Annotated in this window: 17 protein-coding genes; 10 read left to right on the plus strand and 7 right to left on the minus strand. The window is 46.4% G+C overall.

What is annotated here, in order from left to right:
- Positions 1–5: 5 nt before the first annotated feature.
- A complete protein-coding gene (locus AC3AP5_RS11545; RefSeq protein WP_272978774.1) occupies positions 6–1967 on the minus strand; it encodes a transglycosylase SLT domain-containing protein in 1962 nt (653 codons plus the stop codon).
- A gap of 134 nt (positions 1968–2101) precedes the next feature.
- On the opposite strand from AC3AP5_RS11545, the gene fadB reads away from it, so the two are divergent.
- The 3 genes from fadB to tusA all read left to right on the plus strand — a co-directional run bounded on the left by fadB (position 2102) and on the right by tusA (position 5760).
- Positions 2102–4258, plus strand: a complete 2157-nt coding sequence (fadB, locus tag AC3AP5_RS11550; RefSeq protein ID WP_006954123.1) for a fatty acid oxidation complex subunit alpha FadB — start codon at positions 2102–2104, stop codon at positions 4256–4258.
- Positions 4259–4276: 18 nt separating this feature from the next.
- Entirely contained in the window at positions 4277–5440 is a 1164-nt protein-coding gene (fadA, locus tag AC3AP5_RS11555) for an acetyl-CoA C-acyltransferase FadA (protein WP_006954125.1), read from the plus strand.
- Between the two features lie 80 nt (positions 5441–5520).
- Complete coding sequence (gene tusA, locus AC3AP5_RS11560; RefSeq protein WP_487326753.1) at positions 5521–5760, plus strand: sulfurtransferase TusA; 240 nt, start codon at positions 5521–5523, stop codon at positions 5758–5760.
- 22 nt (positions 5761–5782) lie between these two features.
- Here tusA and AC3AP5_RS11565 read toward each other — a convergent pair whose 3' ends face one another.
- Positions 5783–6262 carry a GNAT family N-acetyltransferase gene (locus tag AC3AP5_RS11565; protein WP_006954128.1) on the minus strand — a complete coding sequence of 160 codons (480 nt, stop codon included), beginning with the start codon at positions 6260–6262 and terminating at the stop codon, positions 5783–5785.
- A gap of 1 nt (position 6263) precedes the next feature.
- The gene (locus AC3AP5_RS11570; protein ID WP_006954131.1) at positions 6264–6878 is read right to left on the minus strand and encodes a DNA-3-methyladenine glycosylase I; all 615 of its coding nucleotides are present in this window, start codon (positions 6876–6878) and stop codon (positions 6264–6266) included.
- A gap of 90 nt (positions 6879–6968) precedes the next feature.
- Between AC3AP5_RS11570 and glyQ the strand changes: the two genes are divergently transcribed.
- Together glyQ and glyS are read left to right on the plus strand one after the other, a co-directional pair.
- Positions 6969–7889 carry a glycine--tRNA ligase subunit alpha gene (gene glyQ / locus AC3AP5_RS11575; protein ID WP_006954133.1) on the plus strand — a complete coding sequence of 307 codons (921 nt, stop codon included), beginning with the start codon at positions 6969–6971 and terminating at the stop codon, positions 7887–7889.
- A 2-nt stretch (positions 7890–7891) separates the two neighbouring features.
- Positions 7892–9958 (plus strand): glycine--tRNA ligase subunit beta, encoded by a 2067-nt coding sequence (glyS, locus tag AC3AP5_RS11580; RefSeq protein WP_487326754.1) that lies wholly within the window; start codon positions 7892–7894, stop codon positions 9956–9958.
- A 75-nt stretch (positions 9959–10033) separates the two neighbouring features.
- Here the strand turns inward: glyS and gyrB are convergent, their stop codons facing one another.
- From gyrB to dnaA, 4 genes are read right to left on the minus strand one after another with little or no spacing between them, the layout of a single operon-like run.
- Complete coding sequence (gyrB, locus tag AC3AP5_RS11585; protein WP_286682322.1) at positions 10034–12454, minus strand: DNA topoisomerase (ATP-hydrolyzing) subunit B; 2421 nt, start codon at positions 12452–12454, stop codon at positions 10034–10036.
- A gap of 2 nt (positions 12455–12456) precedes the next feature.
- Positions 12457–13545: a DNA replication/repair protein RecF gene (recF, locus tag AC3AP5_RS11590; protein WP_487326755.1), complete on the minus strand. Its 1089-nt coding sequence runs from the start codon at positions 13543–13545 to the stop codon at positions 12457–12459.
- 7 nt (positions 13546–13552) lie between these two features.
- A complete protein-coding gene (gene dnaN / locus AC3AP5_RS11595; protein WP_006954141.1) occupies positions 13553–14656 on the minus strand; it encodes a DNA polymerase III subunit beta in 1104 nt (367 codons plus the stop codon).
- 32 nt (positions 14657–14688) lie between these two features.
- On the minus strand, positions 14689–16053 hold the full coding sequence (gene dnaA / locus AC3AP5_RS11600) for a chromosomal replication initiator protein DnaA (RefSeq protein ID WP_272977463.1): 1365 nt from the start codon (positions 16051–16053) through the stop codon (positions 14689–14691).
- A gap of 344 nt (positions 16054–16397) precedes the next feature.
- Between dnaA and rpmH the strand changes: the two genes are divergently transcribed.
- The 5 genes from rpmH (at position 16398) to mnmE (ending at position 20372) form a co-directional block, all read left to right on the plus strand.
- A complete protein-coding gene (gene rpmH / locus AC3AP5_RS11605; protein WP_040487621.1) occupies positions 16398–16532 on the plus strand; it encodes a 50S ribosomal protein L34 in 135 nt (44 codons plus the stop codon).
- Positions 16533–16551: 19 nt separating this feature from the next.
- Complete coding sequence (gene rnpA / locus AC3AP5_RS11610) at positions 16552–16923, plus strand: ribonuclease P protein component (protein WP_040487619.1); 372 nt, start codon at positions 16552–16554, stop codon at positions 16921–16923.
- The gene (yidD, locus tag AC3AP5_RS11615; protein WP_083773219.1) at positions 16878–17156 is read left to right on the plus strand and encodes a membrane protein insertion efficiency factor YidD; all 279 of its coding nucleotides are present in this window, start codon (positions 16878–16880) and stop codon (positions 17154–17156) included. Before rnpA ends, yidD begins: the two co-directional genes overlap by 46 nt.
- A 24-nt stretch (positions 17157–17180) precedes the next feature.
- Positions 17181–18845 carry a membrane protein insertase YidC gene (gene yidC / locus AC3AP5_RS11620; protein WP_487326756.1) on the plus strand — a complete coding sequence of 555 codons (1665 nt, stop codon included), beginning with the start codon at positions 17181–17183 and terminating at the stop codon, positions 18843–18845.
- Between the two features lie 123 nt (positions 18846–18968).
- Positions 18969–20372, plus strand: a complete 1404-nt coding sequence (gene mnmE / locus AC3AP5_RS11625) for a tRNA uridine-5-carboxymethylaminomethyl(34) synthesis GTPase MnmE (RefSeq protein ID WP_487326757.1) — start codon at positions 18969–18971, stop codon at positions 20370–20372.
- Positions 20373–20374: the final 2 nt, after the last annotated feature.

The following is a 20374-nucleotide window of genomic DNA, read 5'->3' on the forward strand; positions in this document are numbered from 1 at the left end:
AACCGTTAGTCATCTTTCACTCTCATGGTAGCAAAGGCATCAAATAAATTAACCTCTTTACCATTGAGAAGTTCATAAATCTGTTGATAACTGAGTACCGCTTTTACATAGTCCCGCGTTTCGTAATAAGGAATCATCTCGACCCATTCATCGAGCGCAGTCGGCTCAGAAGGTAGCCAATCTTTGACCTTATAATAGCCCGCATTGTAGGCCGCGGTAGCCAGCACATGATTACCATCAAAGCGTTCTTTCAGCCGACTCAAATAGTAAGTACCAAGCGCGACATTAACTTCCGGTGTGTTGAGACGTTTAAAGCTATCATCATTGCGTAGCAACTTCGCGGTACCGGGCAAGATCTGCATGAGCCCGCGCGCGCCAGCTCCTGAGTAGGCATCGGCTCGAAAGCTACTCTCACGTCGTGTTATTGCCATCGCCCACGCTGGGTCGATACCGTATTTTTCGGACGAGAGATTGATGATTTCGCTATAAGCCATGGGAAACCTTATCTCGACGGCATCAAAGTGACCAATTTGGGCCAACGTCCAAATCGCCTGATCATGCCAGCCCCAGTCACTGGCTATCACGGCGGCGGTCTTAAATGCCTCACCGTCGATGTCACTGAGTAGATGATTCCACTCGCGGCGGGCATCGACATCGCGCCCTAGCTGAAGAAATTCATAAGCCCGTTTAACATCATCGCGCTCTAACAAGGTAGTTATCTGCGTTTGCGTCGCCTTGACCGGGTCCTTCTCTAAACTCACCGGTGCACCAATACGCGCCGCGGCCAAAAAGCCATAGTAGTGGCGTTCTTTTGCCAGCTCCGAGTAGATTTTATTTGCGTTAAGCTTATCGCCCGTTTCCTCCATGGCACGAGCAAGCCAGTATTGCCACTGGTTTCCACCCGATATGGCCGGCGGCAATGTTTGAATGGTCATCTTTAAGGCCGCGAAGTCATGATCACGCAAGTATGCCGCAAGACGCCACTGTAAAACGCGCTCATCGAGCTCAGACGGTGGTACTTTTTGATGCCAAACCCGAGCTTCTGGGTGCTCTTTCAAACTCAACGCGACGGCAAACTCCTCAGCTATTCTGTGCCGCTGCGCTGCGGTAAATGGCAAACGTGACACCAGGCGCTCATAGGCTTTAAGTGCGAGCTCTTCTGCTCGCCAAATGAGTTTGGTCAACGCAAACGTTGCTATTTGTGCTTCTTTAGCAGCATCAACACCACGAAATCTCGATAGCTGACCAATCGCTGCGGGTGAATAGCGTACTTTATAGTAGAGATCGCCCAGATACTGTTCTTTGTTGGGTAACAAACTCGTCAAATATGGGATTAAAGTCGGGTTTCCGTCCTCTGCGGCAAGTACCAGTCTCTGCCAAACCTTATCTTTGGTACGCGCGCCTAAGTCCGCCCATTCATTCAGAATACCATCACACGCTGAAGGCACGGAAAATCCATGCCGCCATATCGCGTCTACTTTCCGGATAAAGGGACCGTCTTGAAGTCCGCGAGCCCTTTCCGCCTCAATGAGGTAGCATTGATGCGTTAACGTACCTGGATGTCGAAAATCGCGAATAAAACGCTGATATTCCCCTTGGTTCGCTAAGTAATCTAACCACGGCTGACGCAATTGCCAGTCTAACGGCGTACCTTTATATTGCTCAAGAAAACTGACTACTCTATCTTCGTTAGCTAAATAGCCGATCTGCTGTAACCGCTCAAGTTCAAGATAAGGTTTGAGAGGATAGTTTTCCAACTGGGCTAAAAGTTGGTTATATTCAGCAATGCGGCCTCGACGGGCTGCATATTCAGCCTTTTTAAATAGCTCACGCTGTTGGCTAACATCCGCCGACTGCTGAGGTGCATTGGCTACGGATTGTCCACCCGGCTGCGCAGCGATAGCGTGCACTGTGCTGAGAAAACAAGCCAATAAGCTGTAACGAATGATAGACGTCAGTTTATCCATTGATTCAAACGCATGTTTAAATAACCGTTGAAAATTTAGCGCTTTCGCGCCACACTCTTCTTACTTTAACTTAACTACTTTCCAAATAAAGTATTGGAAACGTAAAAATTTAATGATGTCTTGGGAGACCCAACATGATTTATCAAGGCGAAAGCATCCGGGTTGATTTTATAGAGCCGGGTTTTGCAGAGCTTCAGTTTGATGCCAAAGGCTCGGTTAATAAATTTGACCAAAAAACCTTACAAGAGTTTAGTGACGCACTTACTCAATTAGCACAAACCGATGACTTGCGTGGTGTGATTGTCACCAGTTCTAAACCAACGTTCATCGTCGGCGCTGATATCACTGAATTCTTAAACATGTTTGCAGACCCTGAGAACACTCGCGAATGGGTCGCAAAAGCTTCACGCGTATTCGACCAATTAGAAGACCTGCCGGTTCCAACCGTTGGTGCCGTTAAAGGCTTTGCACTCGGTGGTGGCTGTGAAGCATTACTTGCGTGTGATTATCGCGTTGCCGATAGCACTGCCACAATTGGTTTGCCTGAGGTGAAGTTAGGTCTCATTCCAGGCTTCGGTGGCACGATGCGTTTACCGCGTGTAATCGGCCCTGACAACGCGCTTGAGTGGATTACTACAGGTAAGAACAACTCTGCTTTAGACGCACTAAAAGTGGGTGCCGTCGATGCTGTTGTTGAACCGGACAACCTCACGGAAGCAGCTTTGAATCTTGCTAAAGCAGCTGCTGCAGGCGAACAAGACTGGAAAGCTAAGCGTCAACCGAAGTTGGAACCGCTTAAAGCGAACGATACTGAGCTAACCATGACTTTAGTGACCGCTAAAGGTATGGTCGCAGCCAAAGCGGGTAAACACTACCCCGCGCCTCATAAAGCTATTGAAGCCATTGAAAACGGTGCCCGCGAAGCGCGCGAAGGTGCATTAAATGCCGAGAATCAGGCATTCTTTGATTTAACTCAGACTGATGCATGCCACGCACAAGTGGGGATTTTCCTCGCTGACCAAGCCGTTAAAGGAAAATCAAAGAAATACGCTAAGTCAGCAAGTAAAGAGATCAACACCGCAGCGGTACTGGGTGCTGGCATCATGGGCGGCGGTATTGCTTACCAATCAGCCCTCAAAGGCGTTCCTGCAGTGATGAAAGACATCAAGCAAGATGCGCTTGATCTGGGTATGAAAGAAGCTGGCAAGATCCTTAAAAAAGGTGTTGAACGCGGCAAAGTATCTAGCGAAAAAATGATTAAGGTACTTTCTTCTATCACACCCACGTTACTAAACGACGCAGTTAAAGACGTTGATATCGTTGTTGAGGCGGTTGTTGAGAATCCAAAAGTCAAAGGCTCGGTGTTAGCAGAAGTCGAAGGCGTGATCAGCGACGATGCTATTTTAACGTCAAACACATCGACTATTTCTATCACGGAACTGGCGAAAAACCTCAAGCGTCCCGAGAAATTCTGCGGTATGCACTTCTTCAATCCAGTGCATAAAATGCCATTGGTTGAAATTATCCGTGGCGAAAAAACCTCCGACGAAACCGTTGCCGCAGTTGTCGCTTACGCACTGAAGTTGGGTAAAACACCGATTGTTGTTAACGACTGCCCTGGCTTCTACGTTAACCGTGTACTTTTTCCTTACTTAGCTGGTTTTGCTGGCATGGTCGACGAAGGTATCGACTTTGTTGGTATTGATAAGGTCATGGAGAAGATGTTCGGTTGGCCCATGGGCCCTGCTTACTTAAGCGACGTTGTCGGTATTGATACCGCTGATCATTGTACCGTGGTCATGGCTGATGGCTTCCCATCGCGCATGGCGCGCAACGAGAGTAGCGCAATTGCTCAGTTAGCAAAAGCAGAACGCTACGGTCAGAAAAACGGCAAAGGCTTCTATGTGTATGGCACCGATAAGAAAGGTAAACCAACGAAAGAAGCCGATCCTGAAACCTATAAACTCATTGGTGCAGAACCTGGTAAGCAAGCAGATAAAGATGAAGTTATCGCTCGCTGCATGATCCCAATGGTGAACGAGGTCGTTCGTTGTCTTGAAGAAGGCATTATTGGTTCAGCTGCAGAAGCAGACATTGCGTTACTTTACGGTCTTGGCTTCCCTCCCTTCCGTGGCGGACCTTTCCGTTACTTAGAAACCGTGGGTATCGAGAATTTTGTGAAGCTCGCAGATAAATACGCGCACTTAGGTGAAATCTACCAAGTGACTGACGGTATGCGCGAAATGGCGAAAGCGGGCAAATCTTACTTCGACACAACTAGCGCGAAGTAAGGCGAGGAGGATTTTATAATGAAAGACGTAGTTATCGTAGACTGTATTCGTACCCCAATGGGACGTTCTAAGAATGGCGTTTTTCGCCATACGCGCGCCGAAGACCTTTCGGCCGCATTGATGAAAGGTCTTCTTGAGCGCAATCCCGAGGTGGATGTCAATGAACTAGAAGATATCTATTGGGGTTGTGTTCAGCAAACGCTTGAACAAGGCTTTAATATTGCTCGTAATTCAGCGCTTATCGCAGGCATTCCGCACTCGGTAGCTGGCGTTACCGTAAACCGCTTATGTGGCTCATCAATGCAGGCGCTGCATGATGCAACACGCGCAATCATGAATGGCGACGGGGACATCTTTATGGCGGGTGGTGTTGAACACATGGGTCACGTGCCAATGACCCACGGCATCGACTTCCATCCAGGCATGAATAAGTCCGTGGCACGCGCTGCGGGGAGCATGGGAATGACCGCAGAACTGTTGTCTCGCAAGTTTGGTATATCTCGCGAACAACAAGATGCCTTTGGTGCACGCTCTCACCAACGCGCGCATCAAGCCACGGTTGAGGGACGTTTCGCTAAGGAAATCTATGCAATTAACGGCCACAACGAAAAAGGCGAACTGGTTCGTGTTACAACCGATGAAGTCATTCGTCCGGAAACCACAGCGGAGTCTCTCGCTCAGCTGCGCCCAGTATTCGACCCTGCTAACGGGACGGTTACCGCAGGTACTTCATCTGCACTATCTGACGGCGCTGCAGCAATGCTAGTCATGTCTGCAGAAAAAGCAAAAGCATTAGGTTTAACGCCGCGCGTTAAAATTCGCTCGATGGCCGTCGCAGGTTGCGATCCAAGCATCATGGGGTATGGCCCGGTGCCAGCGACCGAAAAGGCACTGAAACGTGCAGGCGTAAGTATGGATGACATCGATGTCGTTGAGCTTAACGAAGCGTTTGCCGCTCAATCACTCCCTGTACTTAAAGGTCTTAAACTATTCGACCAAATGGAAGACAAGGTCAACTTGAACGGCGGCGCCATTGCTTTAGGTCATCCACTCGGTTGTTCTGGCGCCCGTATCTCTACGACGCTGATTAACTTAATGGAAGAGAAAGACGCTAAACTCGGCTTAGCAACTATGTGCATTGGTCTAGGTCAGGGTATAGCAACGGTATTTGAGCGCGTTTAAACGCTCTTAGATAGATAAAAGCCCATGGTACCTATGGTATCATGGGCTTTTTTATGACTGCCTTATACGAGCGATGAGCGATGCAAATCAAAGTCGATAAAGAATTAGATACTTTAGGTCTGAGATGCCCGGAGCCCGTCATGTTGGTGCGTGCCACGATCCGTAAGCTAACGGTGGGTCAGATACTGATGGTGATAGCCGATGACCCTGCCACGCGACGCGACATTCCACAATTCTGTGAGTTCATGGAGCACAAGTTAGTGCAACAATCTGTTGCAGACACACCATTCAGATACTGGATAGAAAAGTCGCACGATTAGACGTGCGACTTTGGTAACCCATTTAGTTTAAATAGCACTCCCAGAACTCTGCTTGGCCAACATCGCCCAGCTCGTAAGGCTTGAAGCCAAAGTTCTCGTATGCCTTTTTAGCGCGGTCGTTGTGAGTGAGTACTTCTAGAGTCAGTTTTACGCAACCACGAAACTGCGCCAAGGTTTTAACTTCTTCAAGTAGCTTTTGAGCAACACCTTGGCCACGATACTCATCGACCACTGCAATGTCGTGGATATTCATCAACGGTTTTGCCGCAAAAGTTGAGAAACCTTCTACACAATTCACAACGCCTACAGGTTGGTCACCGTCGAATGCAAGTAAGGAAAATACGTTATCCCGTTTGGCCATCTCTTTAATGAGGTTATCCTTAACCTCTTCCGATATTCCTTCTCCGCCCCCCATTGGGTCTTTTGCATACATGTCGAGCATATTCACCACTGCTTGGGCATGTGCTGGGTTGGCGTAGTCAGCCAAGGTAATTTCTATCATATCACTTCCGTTTAGTGCTCAGTCTAAAGGTTTCCATCGCTGTCTTACACGGTTCATAGCGATGACAGTCGATCAAATGGTCGTTCACCATACCCACGGCCTCCATAAAAGCGTAGCAAATTGTCGGGCCGACAAATTTAAAGCCTTCTTTTTTTAGGGCCTTTGCCATCTGACGCGACGCAGTTGTTTCAGTGGGTACTTCAGATAATGCCTGATACGCATTAATTGTGGGTTCAAAGTCGACGAATTTCCACAAAAATTCGCTAAAGTCTTGTCCCCTATCACGCAATTTAAGGTATGCACGCGCATTAGTAAATATCGCGTCAATTTTCGCTTGGCTACGAATGATGGCAGGGTTGGTATACAGTGCTTCACGTTCGTAATCTGGCATTCTCACAAGCGCATCTGGATTAAAGTTATGGAACAGCGCATGGTAGGCGTCCCACTTGCGTAAAATGGTAAGCCAACTTAATCCCGCTTGTTGTCCATCAAGACATAGCTTTGCAAACAAATCCTGCGGATCCTTAACCGGCATCCCCCAGAGCGTATCGTGATAATGCTCGTATTCGCTGTCGCCTTCACACCAACCACAGCGAACGAGTTGCTGATTTGTCATTTTATCCCCTATAACCGAGGCTTATCAAAGGGTATAATCTAGACATACATGATTATCTTTGGTCAACCAAAAAATAGGTTGCATACACTTATGGCAAAATACGACGTTAATACTTTCCAGGGGCTGATACTCGCCCTCCAAGATTACTGGGCTCAGCAAGGTTGTGCGGTAGTACAGCCGCTAGACATGGAAGTGGGTGCAGGTACATTCCACCCCATGACCTTTTTGCGGTCACTGGGTCCTGAACCGGCAAGCTTTGCGTATGTGCAACCTTGTCGTCGCCCGACCGATGGGCGCTATGGTGAAAACCCTAACCGACTGCAACATTACTACCAATTTCAAGTCATCATGAAACCGTCACCAAAGGATATTCAAGAACTCTATCTTGGCTCACTTAAGTTGCTCGGTTTCGACCCACTTACTCACGACATTCGTTTTGTCGAGGACAACTGGGAAAGTCCAACACTGGGCGCTTGGGGCTTAGGCTGGGAGGTTTGGTTGAACGGCATGGAGGTCACTCAGTTCACGTACTTCCAGCAAGTCGGCGGCATTGAATGTAAACCTGTTGCTGGAGAGATCACCTACGGCCTTGAACGTCTTGCCATGTATATTCAAGGTGTTGACAGCATCTATGATTTGGTTTGGGCCGACGGCCCGCGTGGTAAAATTTTCTACCGTGACGTATTCCACCAAAACGAAGTTGAGCAATCGACGTACAACTTTGAAATTGCCAATACCGATACCCTATTTCGTCGTTTTGATGAGTGTGAGCAAGAATGTAATGTGCTGATCGAGCGTGGTCTATCACTACCCGCTTATGAACAGGTCATGAAGGCGTCACACGCTTTTAACTTATTAGACGCCCGTCACGCTATTTCAGTGACAGAACGCCAACGCTATATCTTGCGCGTCAGAACAATGGCTAAGGCATGTGCTGAAGTCTATTATCAAGCGCGCGAAGCACTCGGGTTTCCTTTATGTGAAACCTCATCGGAAGCGAAAGGAGCTTAGTTGTGAAGCAGGATACTTTACTCGTTGAATTAGGAACCGAAGAGCTTCCACCGAAAGCACTCAAGCAGTTAAGCGAGAGCTTTAAGCATGGTATTGAGGAAGGCTTAAACAAAGCAGAGTTGGCATTTGGTGAAATTAAGGCCCTTGCAACACCCCGCCGCTTAGCTGTTTTGGTTAATTCGTTAGAAGGCCAACAACAAGATAAAGTGGTCGAAAAACGTGGTCCCTCAGTAGATGTTGCTTTTGATGAAGCGGGTCAACCGACTAAAGCAGCACAAGGTTGGGCACGCTCTAATGGTATTGAGGTGAGCGAAGCCGAACGTTTAGAGACGGATAAAGGTGCTTGGCTGTTACATAAAGCTGAGGTTAAAGGCGAATCGCTTGCGCAGGTATTGCCAGGCATTGTCGAGGATGCTTTAAAGAAACTTCCTATTCCGAAACCGATGCGTTGGGGCGATTCCGATGCACAATTCATTCGCCCTGTGCATACCCTAACCTTACTGTTTGGTGATGAACTCATTAATGCTAACTTGCTTGGAATTAAAAGCGGTCGGCACATTAATACGCATCGTTTCCACGCACCTGATGGTTTCGATATTCAGCATGCCGATGATTACGAAGCGCAACTTTATAAACACCACGTGATCGCCGACCAAACAAAACGTATGGAATTAATCCGCACCTCCATCAATGACCTCGCTTCACAGTTAGGTGGCACGGTCGAAACTGACGAGGATTTGGTCGAGGAAGTATCAGCGCTTGTTGAATGGCCCGTTGCACTATCAGCGAGTTTTGATGAACAGTTTTTAACAGTGCCAAAAGAAGCGCTTATCGTGACGATGAAAGACGATCAACGTTACTTTCCCGTCCAAGATGATAAGGGTGAATTGAAGCCTGTATTCATCTTTATCACCAATATCGATAGCAAAGATCCTGAGCAAATCATTAAGGGTAACGAACGTGTCGTTCGCCCGCGTCTTGCCGATGCACAGTTCTTCTTTGAATCTGATAAAAAGGTAACGCTTTCCTCGCGGCTCGATAAGCTTGGGACGGTGTTGTTTCAAAAGCAACTAGGCACGATGAAAGACAAATCTGAACGCATTTCTAGATTGAGTGCTCGAATTGCAGGTTCTCTTAATGCCGATGAGCAGCATGCGCGCTTAGCCGGTGAGTTATGTAAGACAGATTTAGTCACTGATATGGTTTCTGAATTCCCAGAAACACAGGGCGTAATGGGTCGTCATTACGCGCTCAATGATGGTTTAGATGCTGAAGTGGCTGATGCTATTGAACAGCACTACTGGCCACGCTTTGCGGGCGACAATTTGCCTACTTCGGATGTAAGTCGATCCGTTGCATTAGCCGACAAACTTGATTCTTTAGTGGGTATATTTGGTATTGGCCAAACACCTAAAGGGGATCGTGATCCTTTTGCGCTGCGCCGAGCGGCTCTAGGTTTAATTCGTATCATTGTTGAATCTAACTTAAACCTCGACCTTTACGAGTTAATTGACGCAGCAATTGGTGAATTCGGTGACCGTCTTAGTAACAATGATGTGCGCGAAAACGTCTTTAACTTCATTATTGGTCGTTTCCGTCCTTGGTATCAAGAACAAGGTATCTCTGTAGATGTTATTCAGGCGGTCTTAGCACGCGCTCCATCACGCCCTGCCGACTTTAACCTCCGCATTCACGCTGTTGATGCATTTAAGCAACATGATGCGGCAGAGAGCCTCTCAGCGGCTAATAAGCGTGTCGGTAATATACTGTCTAAATCCGAAGGCGATCTTACGGGTAAAATTGATCATGCGCTCTTGGTGGCGGCAGAGGAAAAAACTTTAGCAGCGCAGATATCTGAAACAGAGAAAAGTGCTGAGCCGGAAATCGCTGCGGGTAACTACGAAGGTGCACTTACACGAATGGCATCATTAAAGTCACCTATCGACGATTTCTTTGAAAACGTGATGGTTAATGATGAAGACCCAGCAGTCCGCCAAAATCGATTGAACCTTTTGTATCAGCTCCGCGGTATGTTCTTGCGAGTTGCTGATATATCGTTATTGCAGTAAATGAGATAACGGAATAAAAAACCCGCTCAGTGAGCGGGTTTTTTTATACTTATTTGTCAGTAGCTTAACCGTACTTTATACATCCAGATTTGCCACTTTTAGTGCGTTCGATTCAATAAAGTTACGACGAGGTTCAACATCGTCACCCATCAAGGTTGAAAACAACTGATCGGCACCGATTGCATCTTCAATCGTCACTTGAAGCATACGACGTGTCTCGGGATCCATCGTCGTTTCCCATAGTTGCTCTGGGTTCATTTCACCAAGCCCTTTGTAACGCTGTACGTAGAGACCGCGCTTAGACTCTGAAATCAACCATTCGACCGCCTCAACAAAGTGTGAAACTGGCTGACGTTTTTCACCACGTGTCACATAGCCGCCCTCTTCCACTAATGCATGAATTTCCTTGCCGACTGTCACGATTTGCTCGTAATCCTTCGACATCAAGAATTCATAATTAAGAGGATAATCGGTATCAACACCATGTTGACGGATACGCGTTGTAGGCAGCCACATCTTACGCTCAGAATCTTCATGCAAAGATATTGTGTAAGTTGCTGAATCGACTTCGCGTGCAGTCAGGTCATCGTTTAATTGCTGAGCCCATTCTTCCATGTACGCCTTGTCACGCAGTGCATCATCGGTCAGACGCGGAGCATAGAATAGACGTTGCAAGAACTTCTCAGGAATACGACGTGACAAACGCTTAATTGTCTCTTGCGCTAATTGATAACCGTTCACGAGATTCTCAAGATGTTCGCCACCGATTCCAGGTGCTTCAGCCGTGGGGTGGAGTGACGCGTTATCTAACGCCAAGCTTGTTAGGTAGCGAATTAAAGCAGGGTCATCTTTTATGTAAGTTTCCTGCTTACCCTTTTTAACCTTATAAAGCGGTGGCTGAGCGATATAAATGTAACCACGCTCAATGATTTCTGGCATCTGACGATAGAAGAAAGTCAAAAGCAGTGTACGTATATGAGAGCCATCGACATCAGCATCGGTCATGATAATGATGCGGTGATAGCGAGTCTTGTCGGGATCATATTCATCACGTCCGATACCACAACCCATTGCGGTAATTAATGTGCCGACTTCTTGTGAAGACAACATTTTATCGAAACGCGCTTTTTCTACGTTAAGAATTTTACCCTTTAGAGGCAGTATCGCTTGGTTTTTACGATTACGACCCTGCTTTGCTGAGCCACCTGCAGAGTCACCCTCCACAATATAGAGTTCAGAAAGTGCAGGATCTTTTTCCTGGCAGTCCGCAAGCTTACCAGGCAAGCCTGCGATATCTAAGGCGCCTTTTCGGCGCGTCATCTCACGCGCTTTACGGGCCGCTTCACGCGCTCGCGCAGCATCGACAATTTTGTTGACGATAAGCTTTGAGTCTTGCGGGTTTTCTAAAAGAAAATCCGCTAAACGTTCATTCATCGCTTGCTCAACAGCTGACTTAACCTCTGACGAAACTAGTTTTTCTTTTGTCTGTGATGAAAACTTCGGATCAGGTACCTTTACAGAAATAACAGCCGTGAGTCCTTCACGCGCATCATCGCCTGTTGCTGCTGTTTTGGTTTTCTTGGTGAAACCTTCCTTTTCCATATAACTATTCAGCGTACGCGTTAGCGCAGCTCGGAAACCAGCCAAGTGCGTACCGCCATCTCGCTGTGGAATATTATTGGTATAACAATAGATATTTTCTTGGAACGAATCATTCCACTGCATGCTTACTTCAACCGAAATGCCATCTTCCTCACGTTCAGACGTGAAATGAAATGGATTCGGGTGAATTGGCGTTTTTGCCTTATTAAGATAAGTGACAAACGCTGAAATTCCGCCTTCATACTTAAATTCATCTTTGCGGTCATCGCGCTCGTCCGATAGACGAATTGCAACGCCAGAGTTTAGAAACGAGAGTTCTCGCAAGCGCTTAGCTAAAATATCATAGTGGAACTCAGTATCAGAGAATATGCTAGCGCTAGGCCAAAAACGAAGTTCTGTGCCTGTTTGGTCAGTGTCGCCTATTTGTTGTACGTCAGTCTCAGGCTCACCGAGATGATAGGTCTGCTCATAAACGTGACCTTGGCGTCTAATCGTTAGTTTCAACTTATCAGACAAGGCGTTTACAACGGATACACCCACGCCATGCAGTCCACCGGAAACTTTATACGAATTGTCATCAAACTTACCACCCGCATGAAGTACCGTCATAATGACCTGCGCAGCTGATACGCCTTCCTCTTCGTGAAGGTCGACGGGAATACCTCGACCATCGTCGCGTACCGACACTGAACCGTCTGAATGAATGCGGACATCAACACCGGTACAGTGACCTGCAAGCGCTTCATCAATTGAGTTGTCCACCACCTCAAAGACCATGTGGTGTAAACCTGTTCCATCATCGGTGTCGCCGATATACATTCCCGGGCGCTTTCTCACCGCATCAAGTCCTTTAAGAACTTTAATACTCGAAGAGCCGTAATTGTTATCTGACATAATTAGTTCTCAGTTTGTTGTTTCAATATCCCGTGTTCCACGTGGAACATTTTCGGATTTTGTTTAAACAGCCGAGCCACTGGCGAAGAGTCAATCGCGGTAATAAAACTCTGACACTTCAACCCCTCGAGCGCTGTTATAAATTTTTTCTGATTCGCCTCATCTAACTCTGAGGTAATATCATCGACTAAAAAAATGCAGCTGCTATCTCTCTTCTCATTATAATGAGCAGCTTGAGCAAGCTTTAAACTCGCTACGAGAAGCTTCAACTGACCTCGCGACAATACAAGCTTTGCATCTATGCCATCTACCGTTAATTTAATATCGGCCTTGTGAGGTCCAATCGATGTATGCCCGTAGCGCCGGTCACGTTCTGTGTGCTTATCAAGGGCATCAGCCAGGCTCAAACTTTGGTCCCAGCCCTGCTTTAAACCAACTTCCAGTTTAACATCCGGCAGAAAGAATGTTGCACTCTTTGTAATGAAATTTTCAATTTCTTGTATATACCGGATACGTAATTGAATAATCTCCTCGCCCAATCGAGCCAGCTGAGCGCGCCAAAAGGAGTCTTGCCTTACATCGCCTTTGCTACGCAGTAGAAAGTTACGCTGTTTGAGGGATTTTGTATAAGCGACCCAAAGCTCATAAAAAGTGTGTTCCACGTGGAACACTCCCCAATCCATAAACTGACGCCTAAGGCTAGGACCGCCTAAAATGAGCTCTACAGACTCCGGTGTGAATAATTGAACGGGTATAAAACGCGCTATTTCAGACAACTTATGTACTGTCTCACCATTCAACCGAAGCTGAACCTCGCCCTCACTTGTTCTACGAAGCCCTATCTTAAAAACTTCGTCTGTATCAGACATCGCTTCGCAAAACACGGTAAAATCTGACTCACTACTATTTATCAGCTGCTTATAGCCTCCAGGGCGAAAGCTTCGACCAAAGCCCAAGAGGTATATCGCCTCAATCAGCGAAGTTTTACCGGACCCATTCAAGCCACCTATCAAGTTTGCGTAAGGCGAAGGCTCAAAATCAAAGCGCTTAAAATTCCGGAAATTTATTGCCTTAAGCGCATTAAGTCGCATATAGGAATTATAATCTCATTGGCATCACGACATAGCAGCATGAGTCATCATCTTTAGGCTCAATCAACGCGCTGCTATTTGCATCAGAGAGAACAAAGCAAACTTCTTCCGCTTCAATATTATTAAGCACATCGAGCAAATAACTTACATTAAAGCCTATCTCAATCGCTTCGCCTTCGTAGTTAACTTCGATTACCTCTTCCGCCTGTTCTTGTTCAGGGTTGGTTGCCGTAATACATAGCTCGCCAGCTGTAATATTTAAGCGAACACCACGAAACTTTTCATTCGACAGAATCGACGCGCGTCCAAATGCTTGGCGAAGAAGATCACGATCCGCGAAGATTTGCTTATCACCGCCCTGCGGAACAACTCGACGATAGTCAGGGAACCGTCCATCAACCAGCTTGCTCGTAAAAACAATATCAGCAGTCTCAACACGAATATGATTGTTACCGATAGCAACGGCTACCTCAGAGTCATCTTCGTTAAGCAAACGTAGTAACTCAACGACACCTTTTCTTGGAACGATAACCTGCCGCTGACTCAAACCAGGCTGCTCTATGTGACAATTACTCATTGCTAATCGATGACCATCCGTCGCAACGGAACGCAACATATTCGCGTCTGTCTCAAACAACATGCCATTGAGATAATAGCGGACATCCTGATTAGCCATAGAAAAGTGAGTCTTTTCCATGAGTCGTTTTAAAGTATCTTGGGATGTAATAAAATTCACTTCGCTCGACCAGTCCTCTATATTAGGAAAGTCATCAGCACTCAACGAACTCAGTTTAAATTTGCTTCGCCCCGAGCGAACACGGACGCCCTCATCATCACCGACTAACTCAATCGGTGACTCATCTGGGAGACTACGCACAATATCGAGCAACTTTTTCGCCGGCACCGTTACCATCCCGTCGCCACCGGAGGACTCCACCTTGACCGAAGAGATAAGCTCGACTTCAAGGTCGGTTCCAGTAAGGCGTAGCGTATCGCCTTCGACCTTCAATAATAAGTTCGACAGAATCGGCAACGTGTGTCGACGTTCAACCGCTCCGCTGACAATTTGTAGAGGTTTTAAAAATGCATCTCGGCTTACCGTAAATTTCATTGATGAGTCCCCTGTTGAGAGTGCCGTTCCAATTAAGAGGATAGCGTCCTAATTAGATTACGATAGTCTTCTTTTATGTCGTGTTGTTCTTCTTTTAATTCCTGAATCTTTCGGCACGCATGCAAGACTGTTGTATGGTCACGACCACCAAACGCATCACCTATTTCAGGAAGACTGTGGTTCGTTAGTTCCTTTGCCAATGCCATCGCTAACTGGCGAGGTCTAGCTACCGAACGACTTCTACGTTTAGATAATATATCAGCTAATTTAATGTTGTAGTATTCAGCCACTGTTTTCTGAATATTGTCGATAGTTACCAGTTTTTCTTGCGCGGCTATCAAATCGCGTAATGCTTCTCGAACAAAATCGATGGTAATCGGACGACCTGTTAACGATACATTAGCGACCACCCTGTTCAAAGCGCCCTCCAATTCACGCACATTCGAACGCAAGCGCTTTGCGATAAAAAACGCGACTTCGTGAGGCATATGCAAACCACGTTCTTCTGCCTTTCGGATTAAAATAGCAACGCGCGTTTCTAGCTCCGGTGGCTCTATCGCTATGGTCAAACCCCAACCAAAACGTGATTTAAGCCGATCTTCAACACCATCGATTTCCTTGGGATAAAGATCGCTAGTCATGATGATTTGTTGGTTACCTTCGAGCAAGGCGTTAAAAGTGTGAAAGAATTCTTCTTGAGAGCCTTTTTTATTGGCAAAAAAATGAATGTCATCAATCAGTAAAGCATCGACAGACCGATAGTACTTTTTAAATTCATTGGTCGAACTATTGCGTATCGAGTTGACCATATCTTGAACAAATCGCTCAGCTCGAATGTAAAAGACTTTTGCATCCTTTTTGTGTTGCATAATGCCGTTACCCACCGCATGCAACAAGTGAGTCTTACCAAGACCTGTGCCACCGTATACAAATAACGGGTTATAGACACCACCTGGATTTTCAGCAACTTGAATCGCAGCCGCTCTGGCCAGCTGATTGCTCTTACCCTCTACGAAGTTATCGAAGGTATACTCGGGATGAATATTACTTTCAAAAGACTCCGACCTAAGCGAACTATCGGCGCCTCGACTGACCTGGCTTCGACGCGGGCTTGTACGGGGTTGATTCGACGAGCGCGACGGTGACCGATTACTGACGTTGCCCACTTCAAGCACCACATCAGGCGCTTTATCATTGGTCAAAGCACTTAAATAACTGTTAATCGTATTAAGATACTTATCACGTACCCAATCAAGGGAATAAATGTTTGGTGCATATAGCGTCAATGTATCGCCATTTAGCTCAGACTGTAGCGGCCTGATCCACGTATTGAACTGCTGCAACGGCAATTCTGTTTGCAGTCGCTCAACACATTGTTGCCAAAGCGAATTATTCACACTACCCACTCCCTTTTAATTATAATTTTAATACCCGTTAGTTTACGCTAAACCACCTAAAATCGCCACTAATAAAAGCCCCTCAGCGATAGAAAGTTGTTTTTTTGAACAACAGCCTTGAATTGGATAACACCTTTTTTATCCACAATCGAAGATCGGCATGCCGGCAAAATTGTGGATTAATTTTTTTCAACTAGACGTGACTTTTTAGCCTAAATACATTGACTAGCCTACGCAGGATCGAGTAAGATCCGCGCTCACAATTTTTTACCTTCACGTTTGGTGATTCAGAATATTTTCGGCCAGCGTGGGAAAGTAACAATCTGACCGACGGAATTAATGTTATGAAAAGAACTTTTCAACCAAGCGTACTAAAACGCAAACGTACTCACGGTTTCCGTGCTCGCATGGCAACCAAAAACGGCCGTAAAGTTATTGCACGTCGCCGTGCACGTGGTCGTAAAGTATTAAGCGCATAAGATAGATAGTGTTCACTCAGTGACGCACTATCATTATGGACGGGAGTTAAGGCTCTTAACTCCCTCGCACTTCCAGACGGTTTTCGATAATCCTCCCGTTAAAGCTGTCACAGCGCATATCACCATGCTTGCCTGCCCTAATCAACTTGGGCATCCCAGAATTGGCGTTACTATCAGCAAAAAACGTGCTAAAACAGCTGTCGCTAGGAATCGATTCAAGCGTCAAGTGCGCGAAACGTTCAGACTAAAACAGCATAATATCCCAGCGTTCGATATCGTTGTTATTGCAAAGCACGGTATTGATACTCTCGATAATGCTCAAATGGCTGATACATTAAATTATCTATGGCGAAAGTTAGCAAAGCGTTGCAAGCAATACCAATCGGCCTGATAAAGTTTTATCAGCTGGTTATTTCGCCGTTAATCGGCCCTCGATGTCGTTTTTATCCGTCATGTTCACATTATGCCTGTGAGGCAATAAAGAAACACGGTACAATACGCGGCATTGGGTTGGCAGCAAAAAGGCTTAGCCGTTGTCATCCGGGTTCCGAAGGTGGTTTCGATCCTGTGCCGGAAGTTTCTTCTGATAACATCGAACCGAATCATTCACAGTCAAAGAAATAGACAAGTAATAGAGACGAAATCATTATGAATTCGCCACGCTCGATACTATTGGTTGCGTTTATTGTTGTGTCGTTCTTTTTGTTCCAACAATGGACAATCGACACTGCCCCTGGCACGAAAGCGCCTCAGCAAACACAACAAACGACGCAGCAAACCGAAGATCAAAATAGCTCCACTGTTCCTCAGTCAGGTTCAAATACCGCAGATACCGCTGTACCTGAGAGTAACAGCCCTAATGCCATCACTAGTAATGGTCGCTTAATCACCGTAGTAACTGACGAACTCGAATTAAAAATCGATTTGAACGGCGGTGATATCGTTTCAGCAAAGCTTTTAGAGTTTGCGGCTACACTCGATTCCGAAGAGCGTTTCCAATTACTTAAACGTAACAGCAATCACATTTATATCGCGCAATCAGGACTCATTGGCCCTCAGGGTATCGATTCAAATAACGGTCGTGCGCAATATCAAGCCGCTCAAGAGCGATACCGTTTAACCGGCGACACCCTTGAAGTCCCTTTGACTACGCAAACCGAGTCAGGGCTTAATGTTACTAAAACTTTCGTTATCAAGCGCGGGCACTATGATATTGGTGTCAACTATGCGATTGAAAACCAAAGTTCAGAGGCCGCTCAGTTACAGTTTTACGGGCAGTTGCAACAAACAATGACTGCAGGCGAAAGCGGTAGCATGATCATGCCGACTTATTTTGGTGCTGCCTATTCTCAAGATGAAGATAAGTTTGAGAAATACCCGTTTGACGACATGCGTGAGAAAAAGCTGAGCGTTACAACCCAGACAGGTTGGGTTAGCATGCTGCAGCATTACTTTGTTGCCGCTTGGGTCCCTACGCAAACACAGCAAAACAAGTTTTACTCGCAGGTTACACCTTCGAACCAAGCTGTCATCGGCGTTTTATATCCATCCACCACCGTACAATCGGGTGCATCGAAAACCATCGACGCAACTATATTCGTAGGTCCAAAAGACCAAGACGCGATGGCCAAAGTTGCACCGTATCTTGATTTAACAGTCGACTACGGATTCCTGTGGTGGCTCGCTCAACCGATATTCAAATTACTTCAGTTTTTACAAAGCTTTGTCATTAACTGGGGTCTAGCGATTATCTTGATTACCGTGATCATCAAAGCGTTGTTGTTCCCACTGACTAAAGCGCAATATGTGTCAATGGCGAAAATGCGCTTGCTTCAGCCAAAAATGAAGTCTCTGCGCGAACGTTATGGTGACGATCGCCAGAAGATGGGCCAGGCTATGATGAAGCTGTATAAAGAGGAAAAGGTCAATCCTCTTGGCGGCTGCCTACCCATGTTGCTTCAGTTGCCCATATTTTTATCATTATATTGGGTGCTGTTAGAGAGTGTCGAGCTGCGTCATTCATCCTTTGTATTCTGGATCCAAGATTTATCAACCAAGGATCCGTACTACATACTGCCTATTTTGATGGGTATCAGTATGTTTGTAATGCAACGTCTACAACCGACGCCAGCGACTGACCCAATGCAGCAGAAGTTATTCCAGTATATGCCTGTCATATTTACGGTGTTCTTCTTATGGTTCCCGTCTGGCCTGGTACTCTACTGGTTGGTTAGTAACCTGATAACCATTACTCAAATGCTCATTATTTATAAAGGGCTTGAGAAGAAAGGTATTAACGTTCGCGGTAAATAACAGTAGAGCGTGAGAATAAAAAGCCCGGTTTCGACCGGGCTTTGTTTTTTCTGAGCGACTAGCAGCAATTTTCTTGTAAACTAGTCATTAGATTCATTTTTATTTAGCGTTGAGGTCCCATTTATGAACCCTTCAATACATGAGCCAACGAGCACAGACGATGAGTTCAGTAATGACAGCATCGTCGCACAGGCAACTCCCCCCGGTCGCGGTGGAGTCGGTATTGTTCGTGTTAGCGGTCCTCAAGCAAAACAAGTAGCGAATGCACTCATTGGCCATTGTCCACCTCCACGTAAAGCTGAATATGTCCCCTTCTATGATAAAGAAGGTCATTTGCTCGATGAGGGCATCGCACTCTTTTTCAAAGGCCCTAACTCATTCACCGGTGAGGATGTGCTGGAACTCCAAGGACACGGCGGCCCTGTTCTCATTGATATGATTATCAAGGCAATTCTAGAATTGCCCGATATTCGTCCTGCTCGTCCCGGCGAGTTCAGCGAGCGCGCATTTTTAAATGATAAACTCGATCTGACCCAAGCCGAGGCTATTGCCGACCTCATCGATACCAACTCCGAGCAAGCCGCAAAGGCTGCGCTGCAAAGTTTAAAAGGCGAGTTTTCTCACAAAATAGACGTCCTGGTCGACGCTGTTATTCACCTACGCATGTACGTCGAAGCGGCGATCGATTTTCCCGATGAAGAAATCGACTTTCTTTCCGATGGCAAGGTCGCCAACGATTTGGCAGAAATCATTGATCAGCTGTTCCATATAGAACAACAAGCCAAACAAGGCACGTTAATGCGTGAAGGCATGCGTATTGTGATTGCGGGGCGCCCAAATGCCGGTAAATCGAGCTTATTAAATGCCTTAGCGGGTCGCGAATCCGCTATCGTCACGGAGATTGCGGGTACGACTCGTGATGTGCTTCGCGAGCACATTCAAATTGACGGAATGCCACTTCATATTATTGATACCGCAGGTTTGCGCGATTCACCCGACCAAGTCGAACGTATTGGTATTGAACGCGCCTGGGATGAGATTCGCCAAGCCGACCGCGTGTTGTTTATGGTTGATAGCCAAGAAACCAGTGCAATTCATCCCGACGATATTTGGCCGGAGTTTTTCGCCCAGTTACCTGATGATACGCCGTTTACGGTCATTCGCAATAAGATCGATCTGACGCAAGAAAACACGGGGTTAACCGAACACAACGGTATCCCAGTAATTCAACTGTCTGCTAAGACAGGGCATGGGATTGAACAACTGCGTGAACACCTAAAACATTGTGTGGGCTATAGCGCTACCTCGGAAGGTAGCTTTATGGCGCGTCGCCGTCATCTCGATGCCTTGGAGAAAGCCAAGTCTCATTTGTTACTCGGACAAGAGCACCTAGAGCTTAACCTTGCCGGCGAGCTACTCGCTGAAGAGCTTCGGCTGACACAACAACATTTAAATGAGATCACGGGCGAATTTACCTCAGACGATCTGTTGGGCCAGATCTTTGGTTCGTTCTGCATTGGTAAATAGAC

Source organism: Idiomarina sp. D18 (genome assembly GCF_057748155.1).